This is a genomic window from Obesumbacterium proteus (assembly GCF_001586165.1).
Taxonomy (GTDB): domain Bacteria; phylum Pseudomonadota; class Gammaproteobacteria; order Enterobacterales; family Enterobacteriaceae; genus Hafnia; species Hafnia protea.
This window is the reverse complement of sequence record NZ_CP014608.1, coordinates 227,402-244,827: the sequence shown is the minus strand read 5'-3', so window position 1 is coordinate 244,827 and position 17,426 is coordinate 227,402. Positions and strand designations below refer to the sequence as shown.

Here is a 17,426-nt window from a genome sequence, read left to right as displayed (position 1 = left end):
TAATCACAACAGAATGTTTCGATATTTTCATCTGCAGTAAGGGATTGTTTCATGATCTTCCCTCTATATTGGCACTATACGCGGGTAAACCTCTTTTCGTTTATATTCTGTTGAATTTTCATAGCTCAAACTTGTAACCAAATCCATCTCGGTTTTTCCCTTCTATTTGGTTTATACCGCTGAGATCTCTAACTATCACTAATTTGTTGGGGCCAATATGAGCTTTTTCAAAAAATGGCGGCGCCAAAGTAGGCTGTGGCGTTCACTAAACACGGGCTATGATTCCGTTAAGCTTGGTTGCCGCATTGCCGCAATGCCAACGTTTGAGTACATCCAATATAAAAAGATGTGTAATGAATATTACAGTGCTCAATTGTTGAACCCAGTGGCGAATACTATTTCGCATCCTTTCATCAAAAGGCCCGTCAACAAGTACCTCAATCGCAACTGGTCTGGAAAACAGAAACTACGTACTGCGATGAAAACGCTGGATGTTATTGAACATACTTTCTCACGTAACGCGTTAGAAGCGCTGTATTCAGTAGATAATGACGGTATTGTTCTGGCGGATATTGAGCTTAAGAGCGGCGATATTGCTCAGTTAAAACTCATGCGATCTAGATTTACTCGCGAGGGAGATCTTGGCCTATATCTGTTTAATGAAAACCAAGAAGATGTTTATGGACTGACGTTCTCTTTTGGGCCAAAAGGCGAGCTTTATCTCTCTGGATTACAAGGGCCTGGAACTGAAAACGGCGCTGAGATCGTGAAGAGCATGACCAAGCTGATGCATGGTATGCGCCCTAAAAACCTGCTTATTTCAGCGCTGTATGCGTTGGCTCAGCATTTTCATGTTTCAACCATCGCAGGCGTGGCGAATAAAGCACATATCAAAAGCCAGCATTTGAAATCGAGCTACGATAATTTTTGGCTTGAGTGTGGTGGTGAACTGAATAAGCAAGGGTGGTACTGCTTGCCTAAAAGCGAGCCAGAGCGCGATATTGAAACGGTTAAAAGCCAGCATCGTTCTGCATTCCGTAAGCGCGAAGCGCTGCGTGAAGGTGTTACGGATGCGGTTTCCCGCAACTTACAGCGCTATGCCGCTGGCGGTAAATCGGTAGCTGCGAATGAAGATGATGCGGTGCTGAGTCAGCAATCATTGTGAGAAATAACGCGATTTAGTTTAGATAAAAAACCCGCCATTGGCGGGTTTTTTTATAATACATCTTAGTTATATAAATAGAGAGAGTTAGCCGAAGATTTTTTGCATCAAGGGTGTTGATTTAAATTTATTCTCACTCTTGATTAGGGTTATATTTTCTTCTAATTCAGTATTGTTAGGCAGTTTGTTTGAGCGAACTAAGTCTCTCAAAAGAATATAATCTTTCTCTCTATTTTTCATATAATCTATTTTTTCTGGGCCTGTGGGGCTTTGGGTACAGAAGCCTGCCAGCATAATGAGGGCTGACTTAACATCCTCGCTAAAGTTTTTCGTCAGCTGTGACTTACGTGTGCTGTCAGGTAGTGTTTTAAGATGAGCTGCGGCTAGATTCAATTGCGATAACGCCATATGCCAATTTGCTGAAGGTCTTGTTGTCGAAGGTGTTTCTGGCGATAGCAGCGTTCTAACCTGAGTATATACCTCATCCTGCTGCTGAATCTTGGCCAGTTCCTGTTTTGCAGCGGTGATATTGGTCAGTATGGGTTTTTTATCATCTTCGGCTAGTGGCAGTGCGTTTGCTCGCTCTTCAATTTTAGCCAGCCGGTTCTCGAGTGCATCTGAATAAACAGCGAGATTTTTATTCACACTTGCAATGCCATTTCTAACGCTGACTAAGTCTGCGCTAATTTCATCAAATTTAATATTTTTTGCTATCAATGCCGAGATGCGTAGGCCAATATCATTTCGCCGTGGACATATCATTAGACTTTCTTTTTCTTCAGTAAGAATTATTAACTCTTCATTAGTCGCCTTTTTATTTTGGCTTTCATAACTATTTATTTTGTTTTCAATGGTCTTTATTGTTTCATGCTGGATAATTAATTTTTCTATTTTATCGAGTAACAAATTTTTATGTTCTTGAGTTAGATTTTGTTGAGAGATCTCGTTTTTAAACGATGCTAGCTGTAACGTTATCGTTGGTTCAGATTGGTTAGGAACAGCATTGGAGGTTGATGCCCCAGGATTCTGTCCAGTCATTGATTTTGAGTTTATTTGTTTTTCCCAGCTATCTATCTTTTGAGCTAACACTTGAAGATTATTTAGTTGTTCTTCTGTTTTATTAATATGTTCAGCCGCCATTTTCTCTTGGGCCATTAATGCCTCTTTCAGTGGACCCGTTTCGATGTCCAAAAGTATATTTTTTAATGCGCGGTGGTATTCCTGCGGGTTTTCTGTCGAGGAACTCAATGATGAGCCTAGATCGGCTATTTGATAAACTACTCTTAACTGTTTTGGTAATTGGTCGAGGCGGGTACGATCTGATTCTGTAAACAGCTCTAACGATCGTGAGTCGATTATCGTCATACTGTTTATATCTTCACTGATTTCTGTTTTTAACAGCGGCTGACTTTGTTCTAATTTACTAATCCATTTTTGCACCAGTAATTCAACAAAATCGTGATTGAGTGCTTGATATGAAGTTTGCTGCACCTCTCGGCGTTGTTCTAGTTTAGTAATGGTTTCCTCTATCAAAGTGTTATGCCATGTGGCTGGCTCGTCCCCGTCAATTTTTAGTTTATTGAGCGCAGATACCAACTGTTGATTACGCTCTATTTGCTCAAATTCATCAGTAAAACGGGTTTCAGAGTTGATATTTTCATAGAGGTGTTCTGCTAAAAATGAATGGCATTTATCAATTTTTTTGGCGACGTTAAAATCGTAGTTATTGGCCGTTCTTGCTGCGGAATTAAACGAAAAGGTGTTGTCTTCAGTAGTGATAAGGATATCAGGGTTAAGTTCATATACCTTACAAAAACTGTCGTCGCTATTACTTATTTTTGCAGTCATGTAATTTTCTATAATGCTGTTTAACATATTATTATTGAGAGGTGTATTAGCACACAAAATATCGGCTAATGAATGCCCATCAATGGTGATGTTTACTCGTATTTCAGGCAGCGGGTAGTCGCATTGTGCGCTATGGGGATCATCGGAGCGCTGAATTCCGAAGGTCATCGCCTGAACTTTATCCCTTTCCATCATATGGATAAGTTTATCTAACGCATTCCAGACGGGCTCAATTGGTTTTGTATTTTCATCGAATACTGAAGGGCTTTCTGTACCATAAATCTGATCATAAATTTCGCGCAGCACTACTTCTTTATCTTCTAAGCTTATACCTGGTAGATGATTAAGTAATTTAATGAAAAAATTCTTAAACGCATCCCAGCCATCTAGCTTGGTTGCTCCTTTTACATCTCCGGTTAACATTGCATGCAGCTGCATTTCGGTAATGCTTGGTTTGTTATTAATAATGGTCATACTCATGGTGTTCTCCAGCTTCACGTTAATGAGAATGACATGCTATGAGAATGAGAAGCAGGCAACTATCAGGTAAAAAAAGGATAAACTCCCCTTTGGTGCTAGGCTGAAGGTGCGAAATATTTAATCTGTCAGGCCAAGACGACGCGAGCAATTAAGCAGCTCCGTCACTTTATGCACATTTAATTTCCTCATGATATTTAGCCGATGTGTTTCAACGGTTTTCACGCTAATACATAGGCGTTCGCCGATTAAGCGGTTGGTATAGCCATCGGCAATAAGCCGCAGAATTTGGCGCTCACGCGGCGTGAGAATTTCTCCATTTTCATGGTTAACGCTCAGGGCAATATTGATAGCCTCACGGTTGAGAGCCGGGTCGATATAGCGTTTATTTACGACAACGGTTTGTAGCGCAGCTAGCAGTACTTGGCGACTGCTATTTTTCAGCACATATCCCATAGCTCCAGCGGCAAGAGTACGAATGGCCATAAATTCCTCCATATGAGCGGTATACGCCAAAATAGCCATTTGCGGCCAGCGGCATACCAGCTGTGGAATTAAATCGATGCCATTAATGCCGGGCAGCCCTAAATCGAGCACCACGATATCAGGCTGATGAATCCGACAGGCGTTGTAAACCTCTAGGCCATCATCAATATGCGCAGTAATACAGAAACGTGGATAAGGGGAGAGCAGGCTAATAATGCCATTAATAATGAGCTCATGGTCGTCGACAAGCAGGATTTTATAATCGTGCATTTTTGTTACCTCTTGATAAAAATAGCGTTGGCCGAAACTGATTTAAGCATCCAACGCCAAATCTAAGGCATGGCGTAGCTCTGCAATTTCTTCTTTGGATAATGGCAATCCATGCTGTACCCGATTTTCCATATCAATAACGATACAAACCAAAGGATTTAATCCTGCCTGCCCTAGACATCCTTTCAAGGTATGCAGCAACGTGGACATTCTCTCTTGGCAATTTAAATGTTGTTCAAGGTCACACAGCAGTACCTGAAGATAGCGCTGTATTTTTTGCCGTATACCCGCGTCATTAAGTGACAACAGCGGATGATCGTTGGTCGTGTCTTGTTCTTGCAATGGAATATCACGCTGCAACTGGTATTCCGCAGCAATACTGATCTTATCTGCCAGCTGTGCCAGCGTGACGGGTTTAGTGAGGTAATGTTGCATGCCTGCCTGTTTACACCGTGCAATTTCTTCTGGTGCGGTATTTGCCGATAACGCCATGATCATGCAGTTAGGATCGAGATTATTGGCATCTTTTCGCCACCTCTGAGCACATTCCATTCCATCGATCATCGGCATGCGGATATCCATGAGCACCAGATCAAAGCATTGTTGCTGCCCCTGAATTAATGCCTCATTCGCATTGGCCGCAATGCTGACATCCTGACCCAACGAGGCCAGCATCATGCCGATAATGTCTCGGTTGATGGCTGAGTCATCCACGAGCAGAATACGTAAACGCCAAGGTTGAATCGGTAAAGGCTCGGCTTCACCGTTTATTTCCCCTGACAAAACGTGAATCACGCTGTCGCGCAGCTTTCCCGGTAAGAAATTCAACTCATCTGAGCTAAACATATTATCGTGTTGCGCTATCTCGCAGCGCAGACCCCAAGCCGAAAGCTGTCGATGTAAAGCCAATGGCGCCGCAATTTCACCGACCAAAGGTACAGGCTCACGATAGGAGGCCAGAGGCAATAGAAACGAGATGCAGGTTCCTAGTCCATGGGAGCTTCGTAGCTCAAGCCACCCTCCCATCAAGTTGGCCAGATTAGACGCAATTGTCAGCCCAAGACCCGTACCTTGAATATGCCCTTGGCTTTGAAAAAACGGCTCAAAGACGGTTTTTTGATCGGCTGGAGAAATGCCTTGTCCACTGTCGCTGACGGCAAAAATGAGCCGTTCATCACAGCGCTTAACGGTGAGACAAATGCCGCCGTTTTCCGTAAATTTCAGCGCATTCCCCAGCAGATTGACCAAAATTTGCCGTAGACGAGTACCGTCGACCTCAACGTGCAGCGGCACTTGGCTGCCGACAAATGTTTTCAGCGTTAAACCCTTGGTATGGCTCGGCCCTTGAATGGTATGCATCGCCTGATCGAGCAGGGGAAGCAGTGCGGTTTCTTCGACGTGTAGTGAAAGTTGCCCTGATTCAATACGCGAGAAGTCCAATAGGTTATTGATAATTCCGAGTAAAGAGTGAGTGCATTGGCTGGTTGTATTGACGAGCTGCGACTGTTTGTCGCTCATGGGCGTCATTTGCAACAGTTCTAAGGCCCCCAAGGCGCCGCTGAGGGGAGTGCGCAACTCATGACTGATGGTGGTGAGATGGCTACTTTTGCGTTTATTAGCCTGTTCCGCCTGTTGTTTAGCAATGGTCAACTCTCGAGTTCGTTCTGCAACGGTGTTTTCCAAATTGTCGTATTGAGCGTGCAGGGTATCGAGCAGCAAATTATAAGCGTGTGCAATGCTGCCTAGTTCGTCGCGTCGATTTTCAGGTAATCGTACCGCAAGCGAGTTTGGTCCTGTTTTTTCGATAATATCGACAAAATCCCACAACGGGCGTGCCAAGTAGCGATGAAGCAGCCAGAACAACATGCCTGCTAACAGCAGCAGAGTGGTAAGAGCGAAGGGGAGTTGACTGGCCACAATGCTCAGTGCGCGCTTCATTACGCCGCTAGTGGGATACAAAATAACCTGTTGCCAACCTGGGCCTTTCAACTGTCTCCGCAGTACCAGATAGCCCGGAATCTGCTGCCAGCCATCGTGCAGGTTGGTATCTAGCAATAAGGTCTGAAGCTGCTTAGATTCGCTCTCCGGTAGGTGAGAAAAGGGCAGGATCAGATTGTGTTGATCCAGCCATAGGCTGAGGTCGCTGCGAGATATTGGGTGCCCATACGACAGTAGATCGTTAAGTTTTACCGTTAAGCCTGCCAGAATACCCTGCGGGTCTGCCGCGGCAATGGGAACGCTCCAGCCTGCTCCCGCGATATATTCGGGTTTACCCCAAAACAGATTGTCATGGGTTGCGCGGCGGGGAAACTGTGCCAGTTCAGTTTGCCTGCGGGCAAAATAGTTAGGCGAGTGTACGGGCGGCGGCAGCAAAGAGATGCCATAACGCCGATCGAGAATAAAGCTATCAAGATAATAAGTTTGACCGGCAGTACCATAAACTTGAATGAAACTCAGATCGTGCTCTTGTCTGTTTTGCGGCGTACAAGTGCTGGTATCAATAGGGATAAAGCGGCTTTCATTTTTGAGTGTCGCAGGTGCGTCGATAGAAGCGTAATGGTAGCGGCCATAGTTGCGTGCCAGCATCTGTGCATCATGTTCTGCGCCCTCGAACCGGTGATTACTCAATCCAACTCTGAGGTCGGAAATATGAGATAGATTTTCAATTAAGCGCTGACGGCTTTGGTTTAACGAAAAATAGGTCGCAGAGATCATACTAATTAGCCATATAGCAAGCAGGCTAACGGATATAAGCAGCGTTATTTTCCCCACCAACGAATGTTTTTTTTCATTATTGTTTTCCTTAGGCAACTGCCTTAAACGAAATGCCTTAGGTTTTTCGGAGAACGAATGAATTTCGTAACACCACTCTTCTTATTGTTTAGCACACAAAATCACTATCAATATAAAAAACCTAATAAATACTGAGAGGTTCCTTGTATTAATTTGTAAGTGAATATGATGACAATGTTGGCGTAAATAGGAATCAGGTCTTTTACTGATGTACGTCTAAGGGTTTTACACTGAGTATGACTTCGCTATTTAGGAGGTCATATCATGCTGAGTAAATTAAAAAAGATCTCTTTGCTCGATAATATCCGTATTGCTACGGGGGATAGTTCTCTATTAATGGAAATAGAGGAACGGTGTGCTCGTGGATATTTGTGTACGCTGTCCATAGTTTTGGCTATTTTTCTTGACACTATTGAGAATTTCCCTTTGGAAACTGTGAGGTACATCACTACTTTGCTAGCTGGGTGCCAAGGTACTCATGATTATGCGTTGCAGTTAACTCCTGAAGGCGGCTGGCTTTGTTGTTATTACGACAAAAATATGGCTGTTGAGATAATGGCCGTGGAGATTGAAAAACATTTGGCTTTAACGCGATATTTAGCGAGTGTCATCTCTTGCCACGTAAAGATCGAACAGGATAAATAGCATGAAAATAAATGGCGTGACTATTTTACCTATATTGATTTTCTGTGCTCTAGCTCAGGGGAAAACACTGGCATGGAAAGGGGAAGATTTTTCATTGCGGGCAAGGAAAATACCACTATCGGCAGTATTGCAAAATCTTGCTGAGAACTATGATACACAGGTTGTTATAGATCCTTCTATTACAGATATATTTAATGGTGTGATTTCTGAGTCACCACCAATTGATATATTGAATAATTTGTCGGCACAATACCATTTATCCACTTATCTTGATGGCAATATACTTTTTATTTACCCCTCTTCAATAATCACACATCGTGTTGTAACCCTGAATACGTTACCCGCCAGTGTATTTGTTCGTTATTTGCACGATCGTGATGTACCAGCTCAAAACAGCTGTGAGGTACACCGAGTTCCGAAGGTGAATGCGCTTGACGTTAGCGGTGTGCCTGCTTGTTTATCACGTATTACGCAGCTGGCCCAGATGTTGGATGGCGAAATGACGAAGCGCCAAGATGACGCCGTGAGCTTAATTGTTTATCCATTGAAATATGCCACTGCAATGGATGACCGCTATCAGTACCGCGATCAAACGGTTGTTGTTCCGGGGATCGTCAGCGTCCTGCGTGATATGAGCCAAAGCAGTACGCCGTCTACAACATCCTCTTCACCAGCAACTCAAGGGTTGCCGATGTTTTCTGCCGATCCGCGTCAAAATGCGGTCATCGTGCGAGATCGTTCGGTAAATATAGCGGGTTACCGCAAGCTTATTAGCGAGCTCGATCAGCGCCCGCAGATGATAGAAATTTCTGTCACCATCATTGATGTTGATGCGGGGGATATCAGCGAGCTTGGTATTGATTGGAGTGCGGCGGTGTCACTGGGCGGTGGTTCGCTCTCTTTCAATGGTCCCGATAGTAATGCCGGCGGCGGCTTTTCAACGGTTATCAGCAATACGCCAAGCTTTATGGCGCGTTTGGTTGCGCTAGAGAAGAATTCCCATGCCTATATTTTGTCGCAGCCGTCAGTGGTGACGCTCAATAATATTCAGGCGGTGTTGGATAAAAACGTCACGTTTTATACCAAGTTGGAGAGCGAAAAAGTGGCTAAATTGGAGTCGATTACCACGGGCTCATTACTCAGAGTGACGCCGCGGCTGCTGACCGAAAATGGAAAGCAAAACATTATGCTCAGTCTCAATATTCAAGATGGGCAGCAAAACGCACCGCTGAGCCAAAGTGAACCATTACCACAGGTACAAAACTCAGAGATTGCGTCGCAGGCAACGTTGCAGGCCGGGCAAAGTTTGCTGCTCGGCGGTTTTAAGCAGGATAAACAGGTGCAGGTACAAAACAAAATTCCGTTGCTGGGAGATATCCCGATAATCGGGCATCTGTTCCGCAGTGATAGCAATCAAACTAACAGCGTTATCCGGCTGTTTCTGATTAAGGCGACCGTGGCTAACAGCGACAACAGCCATGGGTAGTGAGCGAAAAATTCGTTTGATTGGCGGCACTCTGCATGGCCGCGAAATATGGCTAGAAGGCGGGCAACTTACCCTCGGTGAGCATGGCTGCGATCTTTGTATACCGCTCAACGGCGATGGCCAAGTGGTATTGTCGATCAAGGATGGGCAGATGTTTGTGGATGCGGGTGGTGCAACCGTTAGGGTCAATGGCCGGAGGCATAAACCGAGCTTACCGCTGCCCGCCGAGGGCGTATTACAAACGATGGGATTGGCAATGGCATTTGGTAGCCATGAAGCCAATTTATCGCACTATCGGCTACATACCGGCTTCTCCGCGATTTACTGGGGAATAGTGTTAACGTTTTTCATTCTGGTGGGGGGCATTGCCGTCATTTGGAGCAGCCCCAGCGCTAAGCCGCCTCCGAGCATAACCGCTCAGGTCGATACGCTGCTGCGACAAAAAGGGCTAACACAAACCGTGGCCCGTTGGGATCAGGATGGAACGCTTCAGCTGTCGGGCTATTGCCAAAACAGCGCCGTGCTGCAAAATGCACGCTTGAAATTGGAATCGTGGGGCGTGCTTTATCGCGACAGCGTGGTGTGTACCGATCAGCTGATTCGTAATGTGAGCGATATTTTAACGCAGGCGGGATATGCCAATGCGCAGGTGACGAGCTCGGTGCCGGGTGAAGTTCACATCACCGCCGATATTACGATGGGCAAACGCTGGTCTATTGTTCAACCGCAGCTGGCTGAAGTTCCGGGGTTAAAACATTGGAAAATCGACAACCCTTACGAAGCTGAAGACAAAGCCATTATTGATAAGGTGCTGCAAAATGGGTTAGCGGGAAACCTCAGCGTGACTCCAGTGGGGCAGTCGTTCTTTATCAGCGGTGTGCTGGACATTGAGCAACAGCAAGTTTTAAACCGAGTCCTAGCCCAACTGCGTGAACAGTTCCCTGGTATCGCGCTGAGTTACCAGAATGTTTCCGCCTCAAATGAGGGGAGTCAGCACTTCCCATCACCCGTTGCCGCGATCGTCCATAGTCGGCAGGGGATCTACCTAATTCTCGAAGATGGTGAGCGATTGCGAGTTGAGAGCCTACTTCCTGACGGCAGTGAAGTGGTCGAGCTAAACGATCGTGCTGTCACGCTCAAATACCAAGGGGCATTAATTAACTTCCCGCTCAATTTTTAAAAGGTAAATGCCATCCCTACGCTGACGAATTTAGAAGATCGCCTGCGCGATTCTGATGAGCACACTCGAGAACGCTTAGTCACATTAGCGGCGGTGAAATCACGCCTATTGAAAGCAATGCAAGGCCCAATGCCACGAGAACAATATCAGCAATTCACCTTATTGCTGGAAGCGGTCATTCAGGCCGAAGATATTATTAATGTGATTTACTTTCGATACCACAATCACCGAATAAAAATCACTGAGTTGAGTAAAGATGAATGAATAACTAAACGTAATCACTCAGCAATAAGCCTGCAAATGGAAGCATAAAGATAATGCGAATTAAAAATTATTTTTAAATAAATGAGGTATCGCTATGCAATTAAATATTGAAGTAGAAAAGAAACGGATAGAAAGAGAGTGCTTACGGCTAGATAAATGTTTTTCAGATTTCACTCGCTTAAAAAATGCGATAGATGAATTAATTTCTAATGCTGAAACTGACGCGTTGGCGAGTAAAAAGCTAGCACAGCTTGGCGAACTGCTCCCAGAGGGCATCCAGGGAATGGAGCGGAATGCTAGACAGGATATGAAAAAGTTAAGTGCTGCGCTAAAAAAAGTGCAGTCACAATTAAAACATTCTATTTCGAACTCAGATAAATAGCTGAGGAGTCATATTATGAGAGGAATACTTGGCACTGCTCCATCTACATTTAATAACCTTAATGTTGATATTAATAATCCAGTGAAACGATCGGTGGCGGGTAGTGGAAATACTTATGTTGGAAAGAACGACGATCAGGACAATCCCTTTGCTTTTGGTTATTCAGTTTTAACCGACCTTTCATTGGTATTACAGCAAATTGCAAACGCGCTCTACGGAAATATAAAGCAGAGCACTGAACGTGCACGTAATACGCAGGACATGTCTAACCGCATGGATGAGGTTATTGCCGAAGCCGCGAAGGGGGATGATAAAACCCGCGAACAAGTACCGGACGAAGTCGTTAAATATATGCGTGATAACGGCATCCTCGTTGATGGTATGACGATTGATGATTACATCAAAACCCATGGTGGTGCGGAAGGGTTGGATAAAGGGTCTTTACAAGCCGTCAAAGCAGCACTCGATAACAGCGCAAATCGTGATACCGACCTGATGACGCAAGGGCAGTTAAGCATTCAGAAAATGACGCAAGAGATCAATGCGGTGATCACTCAAATGACTGGGCTGCTCAGCAAATGGGGCGATTTACTCAGCATGATTGCGCAGAAGATGTTTGGATGACGGCGCCTATGGATAGCCAAGAGACGCAGGCAATATTGCAATTTTTTCAGCAGGGCGGCGCGTTGCGCATGCTGCTGGGCAAAGATGTCGGCCCTGAACTGGACGTGTTGTTTCGCTACGCGAAGCAGCTCTCGAGTGTTGGTGAATATGGCGCAGCAGCACGGTTGTTTAAGGCACTGACGATTTATGACGAATGGTCGTTTGAGTATTGGTTTGAACTGGGCGTGTGTTGTCAGGCTGATAAGGCTTGGGTGGATGCGATTTATGCCTACGGACGCTCGGCTCAAATTCGGGTTTCAGCGGCGATAGCGCCTTGCGCCGCGGGTGAATGCTATCTCGCCTGCGGTAATCGTCCGCTGGCGGCCAAAGCCTTTCGCGCCGCGTTGCTGGTGTGTGGAACTGAGCGTGATGGCGAAGAGTATGGGGGCATGGGACAGGCGGAAATTCGCCAACGTGCGCGGGCTGGCTTAGTGAAAACGGAAGGTGAGCATGAGAAGTTCAATACAGATTGACGGTGTTCCAGATGTCAAAACAGAGTTTGATGCAACTCTGCACCACATTGCCGTACAAACCGCGAGTACTTCCTGCGGTGCGCTGGGCCACCGTCTTAGCGCAACACACGGCTTTAATGAAGAGCGCTATAGCTTGAAAGAAAACCAGTACGTCAGTCAACAGCAGGCTGAAGCTGCTCTACAGCAACTGATTGGCACCGGAGCCGCGGGGGCACGGAACCCCACGATCCGTGATGTATTGGAGATGGACCCGATGGTGTTGTCGATGATGATGACTCAGTTGGTGCTTAACAATTCCGGTAATACGGCTAGCTCGATTTGCAAGCAGCTAGAGCGCGCAACCGAGCTTCAGGCCGAGCTACGCAACAAACAGGTGGCGGAATATCAGGAGCAAATCAACAAAGCTGTTGAGCAGGCCGACCAAGCACGTAAGGCGGGGCTCATCAGCGCGGTGTTTGATTGGATCATTGGTGGCGTTGAGGCAGTGATCGGGGTGCTGAAAATAGTCGAAGGATTTGTCACCGCAGATCCGCTCACAATGGCGGATGGCGCCGCCTACCTCGCTGCCGGCGTTGCCGGTATGGTCAAAGCCGGTGCAGAAACGGCGATAGCGCTTGGTGCAGATAAAGATACCTGCAATGAAATCATCAAAGTGGCAGGCATCGTACAAAATGCGTGTGAGGGCGTGGCATTAGCCCTGGATATTATGCAGATTGGCCGCGGCATTGGGGCTGCTCGTGCGGTGACAAAAGCCGCTGGGGACGTTCTTGAAAAAGAAGTAGGTACACAGCTGATAGAGGCGGTTGCCAAAGGTGCTGAAGACGAACTGAAGGTGCTCGCAGATAAGATCGGGCAGGAAGTCGGACGCATGCTTGGTGAAGATTTTGGCATGGCGGTTGAGCGCGAGATGGTTGAGGTTGGTGATATGGCCATTGAAGCGGCGGCGCATAGCGCTGAGGCCGAAGCGAACATGGTTACGCGCATGGGTAAAAGCTTTACGCGTGCAGGGGTTGAAACGCTGGTGAAAACCGCCGTTGAGAAAGCGGGTAAAGAACTACTCAATAAAGGCGAAGAGATCGTTGCCGAAAAGCTCCGTGACACGATTTTGAAGGAGCTACGCCAGAGCATTATTTCAACCATCATTCGCGACTGTAGCAGTAAAGCCTTGATCATCACGCGTAGCTGCGTAGGTGGCGCGAATAAAATTTCTCTCTCGGTCGTCGGCATTAGAACGGCTGAGCTGCAAAGAACCATTGAAAAGCTGATTGTCCAGCAAGGCTTTATTGATTTCATGCAGAGCTGGACTGAAGACCGCAAGAAAACGCAGCAAAAACGGCTAAACGAAGCCTACCAAGATGGTGCAAACGCGATGAGAAGCGCCTCAGACATGATTGATAACTGCGGCACTGTGCTGGCGAATATCGCCGGTGCGCGCGCCTGAGGAGGGGGTATGAGTCATATCGGAATGATGCCGGTTTCGGGGCAGAGCCAGCCTATCGGTTCGCAACCGGAAGCGGGAGAGTTGAGTGAAAAATGGCTGATAGCCGATCGCACACAGCTCCAGAACCAATGGCCTATCGGGCATGTATATACCAACAATTTATCGGGCGCTCAGGTTTCCTCAACGCAGCTGGTGGACAAACAAACTCCCATCAGTGGCAACAGCGCAGCTAGCGGGAGTAAAAGCAAAGAGCCGATGGATCTGAACGCGTTTTTTAGCCTGTTTGATGAAATCTGGAGCAAATTGCTCATGCTGGCCAAACAGCTACGTGACTCTATGCAATTTTACAATCAGAAGAAGCAAGAACTCGGTTGGGGGCTTGAAGTTAACACGCTAAAACAAAGTATGACCGCAATTGACGAAAGCTATGAGGCCGCGAAGTCCAGCGCTATTGGTGGCATTTTTTCCGGTGTGTTGATGTTGGGCTGCGCACCGTTTGGGGAGGCTGGTATGGCGGTGGGTAATGCCATGGGGCAAATGGCGGGAGGGATAGGCAACTGGGTTGCGGGCGGTAAAACCCGTGACGCCGATGCAGAGAAAGCCATTGCCGATCTGCAAAACAAAGGGGCGCAGTCTTATGCAAAAACGCTGGATGATACGCTAGTGAAATCCCGTGAAATTATGCAGCAAATGATGGATATGGGACGCAGCTTGGTTGAGGTATTCAGCCAGATATTACGCTTTATCTCGCGCTAGTACTCAGGAGGCAAGATGGATGAAATCACGAGTCTACTGCGTCATGAAGGGCTGTATCCACAGCCTGCTTTTTTAGCCGATAGTGGATTGCTGATAGGGCAACAGGTAGAGATTTACCCCTATCAGCTTATTTATCGAATTGATGGTAGCCATCTGATTTTATGCAGTTTTCGTCGAGTGCCTAATAGCGTCCCCCAGCCAGCGTCGTTGGCACGGTTATGGGGGATCTTTAGGCGGATTTTTAGCAGTTCGCCGTGGCTCAAAGACGTAAGAATGCTGGTCATCACGGAGGTATTTGATCGCCGATTGGCGGTACAGCGTCGCCGATTAGAAAGCTTAATGTACAAGCTTGGTGCGGTAGCGGTAATCCGCGACGGCGATAAGTGGTTAGAGATTCCGGCAGTTAAGCTGCTTTATCAACGAGAACGCCGTAGGTAACACAGTCTAACGAGGTCGTTCGCCAGTGTTTTTGATCTATTTTATGGAGGCATGCTATGCATTCAACATCACACGAAAGTCATCAGGATATCTGGCAAGACCCCATCATCAAACAGGCTTTGGCCCTCGATCCCGAGGAAGTTTATGCCCAAGGATATGCGGCTTGGCAAGAGGGGCAATACGATCAGGCGTTGGTTAATTTTAGTTGGTTAGTGATATCTCAACCGTGGAGTTGGCGCGCGCATGTGGCATTAGCTGGGGCATTGATGATGCATAAAGAATACGCCATGGCGATGAACTACTACGGCTATGCGTTGATGTTGGATGCCTGCCATCCTGAACCCGTTTACCAGATAGGCGTGTGTCTGCAAGCGATGGGGGAACGCTCAGCGGCAAGGGAGGCAATGCAAACTGCGTTGACCATGAGCTATGACGATCCTTCATACAGCGGCGTGCGAGCTCATGCGGAGCTGATGCTAACTCAACTTCTCACCTAGCACATGTGTTTGTGGGGCTTTAACCAATATCGAGATGGGCTTGGAGGTTGATAATGGAGCATGTTAGCCGTTTAGTTTTGCCAATTGTTAATACAGACAGTACCAGCCAAGCTTCTGATATGGGGATTGGGAATAATTTTATTCCTACGCTCATGCTGCCAGGCATTAAACAAGCCGCGCCTGAATCCATCCTTAGCGAAGTGAGTCAGCTAAAACGCCGCGCTGATACCATCAACTTTATCCAGCATGTGATCCGTTTCGCTATGTCCGCGGCCTCTTTTGGGCTGGCTGTTGCAGCCACGGTGCTTTCTGGTGGCGCGGGTATCCCCATTGCGGCGGTTATGGGAGCGGCAATGCTTATTGCAGCAGGAGATGCCTGCTGTGCATTTTACAATATGATTCAAGTACGTAACGATCGTGAGCCGTTACAAACAGGCAATGATTGTATTTTGCTCACCGTCAAAAAACTGATGCAGAACTGTTGCTCGGATGACTCTGTTGAACTTGCTGGTTGCGTGGCTTCTTTTACGATAAGAGCGGCTGTTTCTCTTTCTTCCGTGCTTCTCCCCCAATTTTTACCTGCTGCTCATTTATCTGGCAGCCAGGCTGAATATTTAGGGGGGGCCTCGGTTGGGCTCACCAGTGTTCTGACCGTAATTGGTGGCTTACTCGATGCCCACAGTGCTTACATAGAACGTAGACAGAGAAACATGGTGGAAGCAACTAATAGCAATGGCCAAAACGCACAGACTCAAACGGATGATAGCGTGGTGAGTGACGAAATGATCCAAGACATGGTGAGTCAAGTGGTTGCTTGTTATGAGCATTATCGTCTGGAACATCATGAATTTCAGGCTAGCACTGCATGATAGACCGTATATGCACTAGTCAAGGCTCTGTGGTGGACGAAGAAACGCGGCAAATGCTACAGGGCCTGATTGATCAACTAGCCGTCCCCGTTTTGCCGAAGCCACAATGCGTTGAGCCTGTTCCGACCACGATTTCTCCCTGTGAGGCAGGGCAACAGAGCATGCTCTCGAGCCTTGCCAAACGGGTTATCAATACTTTTCCTTCAGCGCTATTCAGCTGGCAGGCCGTCATTCTTGGTGGGCAAGTTTTATGTTGTAGCGCGGGCATTGTGCTCACGGTGCTCAGTGGCGGAGCGGCCCCGTTACTGGTGTTGGCAGGGCTGGGATTAGCCATTGCTATTGCCGATATTGCTTGCCTTATTTATCACCGAAAACACAGCTTGCCGATGGCGCACGACAGTATAGCCAATGCGGTCTATTTCATCGCAATGCATTTCTGTAATGAGCAGAGAAGCCAAGATGTGGGCTCAATGGTGTCGCTAGGATCGCGTGCGTTGCTAACGGCTACCGTGATTGGTCAGCCCTTAATGTTTTCCTCTTTGGGACTAAGCCTGCCGATATTGCGCCCGCTGAGCAATGCAGCCTACGGTGCGCTGGCGTTTATGCGCTACGGTGCGGCGGGATGTCCTGTCACCGGGCAGCAGGTCAGTGTGCCTTTCTTCCGTCTGCTGGCGCAGCTCTTCCCTCGAGATGAGTCTTAGCTCACTGAAGGATTAAGATTCAGGCAAACACCCGATAGGTAACGCAACGCCAGCGGCCATAATGCCTATAGCGGGCGGTCTATGATGATGAACTTAGCCCACGTCACGGGAGAGCATTATGGATATTCAGCAACTTATCAATACGCTATCGCGTTTGGCACAGCAGGCTGGGCAGGCGATTGAAGACAAAATGAACGGTAAGGATTTAACCAATCCTGAGGCTATGCTCCAAGCCCAATTTGCCGTGCAGCAGTACTCCACCTTTATCAACTACGAAAGCGCGATGATTAAAACCATCAAAGATATGCTCAGCGGGATAATTTCCAAAATATGACATTAACTGACAACGAGCGGCGGTTGTTGGTTGAAACCGCATTTGCTGGAATTAACCACGGACTGCACCGACAGGTACGCGCCATGCTGCCCGCATTGCCGTATTTAGTACCTGATAAAGAGATGCAGGCCGTCTGCTTTGCCGTGTTGCTCGCGGGTCTTAATGAGCCTGAACAAGCGCGACAAGCCTTAGTGGACATCAATTTGCCTGAGGCTGAATCATTGCGCACCCATTTTATCTGATCAATACGGGAGTCTGCCC

19 protein-coding genes are annotated in these 17,426 nt (G+C 47.0%); 16 read left to right on the top strand and 3 right to left on the bottom strand.

What is annotated here, in order from left to right; all coding sequences use genetic code 11:
• Nucleotides 1-217 precede the first annotated feature (217 nt).
• Nucleotides 218-1,165, top strand: a complete 948-nt coding sequence (locus tag DSM2777_RS01315; protein WP_061552987.1) for a VirK/YbjX family protein — start codon at nucleotides 218-220, stop codon at nucleotides 1,163-1,165.
• 84 nt (nucleotides 1,166-1,249) lie between these two features.
• Here the strand turns inward: DSM2777_RS01315 and DSM2777_RS01310 are convergent, their stop codons facing one another.
• The 3 genes from DSM2777_RS01310 to DSM2777_RS01300 all read right to left on the bottom strand — a co-directional run bounded on the left by DSM2777_RS01310 (nucleotide 1,250) and on the right by DSM2777_RS01300 (nucleotide 7,054).
• Nucleotides 1,250-3,490: a hypothetical protein gene (locus DSM2777_RS01310; RefSeq protein ID WP_061552986.1), complete on the bottom strand. Its 2,241-nt coding sequence runs from the start codon at nucleotides 3,488-3,490 to the stop codon at nucleotides 1,250-1,252.
• 117 nt (nucleotides 3,491-3,607) lie between these two features.
• Nucleotides 3,608-4,243 carry a two component system response regulator gene (locus DSM2777_RS01305; RefSeq protein WP_061552985.1) on the bottom strand — a complete coding sequence of 212 codons (636 nt, stop codon included), beginning with the start codon at nucleotides 4,241-4,243 and terminating at the stop codon, nucleotides 3,608-3,610.
• A 42-nt stretch (nucleotides 4,244-4,285) separates the two neighbouring features.
• Nucleotides 4,286-7,054 carry a hybrid sensor histidine kinase/response regulator gene (locus DSM2777_RS01300; protein ID WP_061552984.1) on the bottom strand — a complete coding sequence of 923 codons (2,769 nt, stop codon included), beginning with the start codon at nucleotides 7,052-7,054 and terminating at the stop codon, nucleotides 4,286-4,288.
• A gap of 246 nt (nucleotides 7,055-7,300) precedes the next feature.
• On the opposite strand from DSM2777_RS01300, the gene DSM2777_RS01295 reads away from it, so the two are divergent.
• From DSM2777_RS01295 to DSM2777_RS01225, 15 genes are all read left to right on the top strand, one after another.
• Nucleotides 7,301-7,681 carry a pathogenicity island protein gene (locus DSM2777_RS01295; RefSeq protein WP_061552983.1) on the top strand — a complete coding sequence of 127 codons (381 nt, stop codon included), beginning with the start codon at nucleotides 7,301-7,303 and terminating at the stop codon, nucleotides 7,679-7,681.
• Between the two features lies 1 nt (nucleotide 7,682).
• A complete protein-coding gene (locus DSM2777_RS01290; protein ID WP_061552982.1) occupies nucleotides 7,683-9,167 on the top strand; it encodes an EscC/YscC/HrcC family type III secretion system outer membrane ring protein in 1,485 nt (494 codons plus the stop codon).
• Nucleotides 9,160-10,347, top strand: a complete 1,188-nt coding sequence (gene sctD / locus DSM2777_RS01285) for a type III secretion system inner membrane ring subunit SctD (RefSeq protein WP_061552981.1) — start codon at nucleotides 9,160-9,162, stop codon at nucleotides 10,345-10,347. The genes DSM2777_RS01290 and sctD overlap by 8 nt, the downstream gene beginning before the upstream one ends.
• 12 nt (nucleotides 10,348-10,359) lie before the next feature.
• The gene (locus DSM2777_RS01280; protein WP_061552980.1) at nucleotides 10,360-10,611 is read left to right on the top strand and encodes an EscE/YscE/SsaE family type III secretion system needle protein co-chaperone; all 252 of its coding nucleotides are present in this window, start codon (nucleotides 10,360-10,362) and stop codon (nucleotides 10,609-10,611) included.
• Between the two features lie 94 nt (nucleotides 10,612-10,705).
• A complete protein-coding gene (locus DSM2777_RS01275) occupies nucleotides 10,706-10,993 on the top strand; it encodes a hypothetical protein (protein ID WP_061552979.1) in 288 nt (95 codons plus the stop codon).
• A 15-nt stretch (nucleotides 10,994-11,008) separates the two neighbouring features.
• Nucleotides 11,009-11,617, top strand: coding sequence for a type III secretion system translocon protein SseB (gene sseB, locus DSM2777_RS01270; RefSeq protein WP_082790844.1), 609 nt, complete (start codon nucleotides 11,009-11,011; stop codon nucleotides 11,615-11,617).
• A complete protein-coding gene (gene sscA / locus DSM2777_RS01265) occupies nucleotides 11,614-12,129 on the top strand; it encodes a CesD/SycD/LcrH family type III secretion system chaperone SscA (protein ID WP_082790843.1) in 516 nt (171 codons plus the stop codon). The genes sseB and sscA overlap by 4 nt, the downstream gene beginning before the upstream one ends.
• Nucleotides 12,107-13,570 (top strand): type III secretion system translocon subunit SseC family protein, encoded by a 1,464-nt coding sequence (sctE, locus tag DSM2777_RS01260; protein ID WP_082790842.1) that lies wholly within the window; start codon nucleotides 12,107-12,109, stop codon nucleotides 13,568-13,570. Before sscA ends, sctE begins: the two co-directional genes overlap by 23 nt.
• A gap of 9 nt (nucleotides 13,571-13,579) precedes the next feature.
• On the top strand, nucleotides 13,580-14,326 hold the full coding sequence (sseD, locus tag DSM2777_RS01255) for a type III secretion system translocon protein SseD (protein WP_237087811.1): 747 nt from the start codon (nucleotides 13,580-13,582) through the stop codon (nucleotides 14,324-14,326).
• A gap of 15 nt (nucleotides 14,327-14,341) precedes the next feature.
• Complete coding sequence (gene sseE, locus DSM2777_RS01250) at nucleotides 14,342-14,764, top strand: type III secretion system effector protein SseE (protein ID WP_061552978.1); 423 nt, start codon at nucleotides 14,342-14,344, stop codon at nucleotides 14,762-14,764.
• A 56-nt stretch (nucleotides 14,765-14,820) separates the two neighbouring features.
• Complete coding sequence (locus DSM2777_RS01245) at nucleotides 14,821-15,261, top strand: SycD/LcrH family type III secretion system chaperone (protein ID WP_046459809.1); 441 nt, start codon at nucleotides 14,821-14,823, stop codon at nucleotides 15,259-15,261.
• A 53-nt stretch (nucleotides 15,262-15,314) separates the two neighbouring features.
• Entirely contained in the window at nucleotides 15,315-16,130 is an 816-nt protein-coding gene (locus tag DSM2777_RS01240) for a hypothetical protein (protein ID WP_061552977.1), read from the top strand.
• A complete protein-coding gene (locus DSM2777_RS01235) occupies nucleotides 16,127-16,831 on the top strand; it encodes a pathogenicity island 2 effector protein SseG (RefSeq protein WP_082790841.1) in 705 nt (234 codons plus the stop codon). Before DSM2777_RS01240 ends, DSM2777_RS01235 begins: the two co-directional genes overlap by 4 nt.
• Nucleotides 16,832-16,949: 118 nt before the next feature.
• On the top strand, nucleotides 16,950-17,165 hold the full coding sequence (gene sctF / locus DSM2777_RS01230; RefSeq protein ID WP_046459811.1) for a type III secretion system needle filament subunit SctF: 216 nt from the start codon (nucleotides 16,950-16,952) through the stop codon (nucleotides 17,163-17,165).
• Nucleotides 17,162-17,407, top strand: coding sequence for an EscG/YscG/SsaH family type III secretion system needle protein co-chaperone (locus DSM2777_RS01225; protein ID WP_061552976.1), 246 nt, complete (start codon nucleotides 17,162-17,164; stop codon nucleotides 17,405-17,407). The genes sctF and DSM2777_RS01225 overlap by 4 nt, the downstream gene beginning before the upstream one ends.
• Nucleotides 17,408-17,426: the final 19 nt, after the last annotated feature.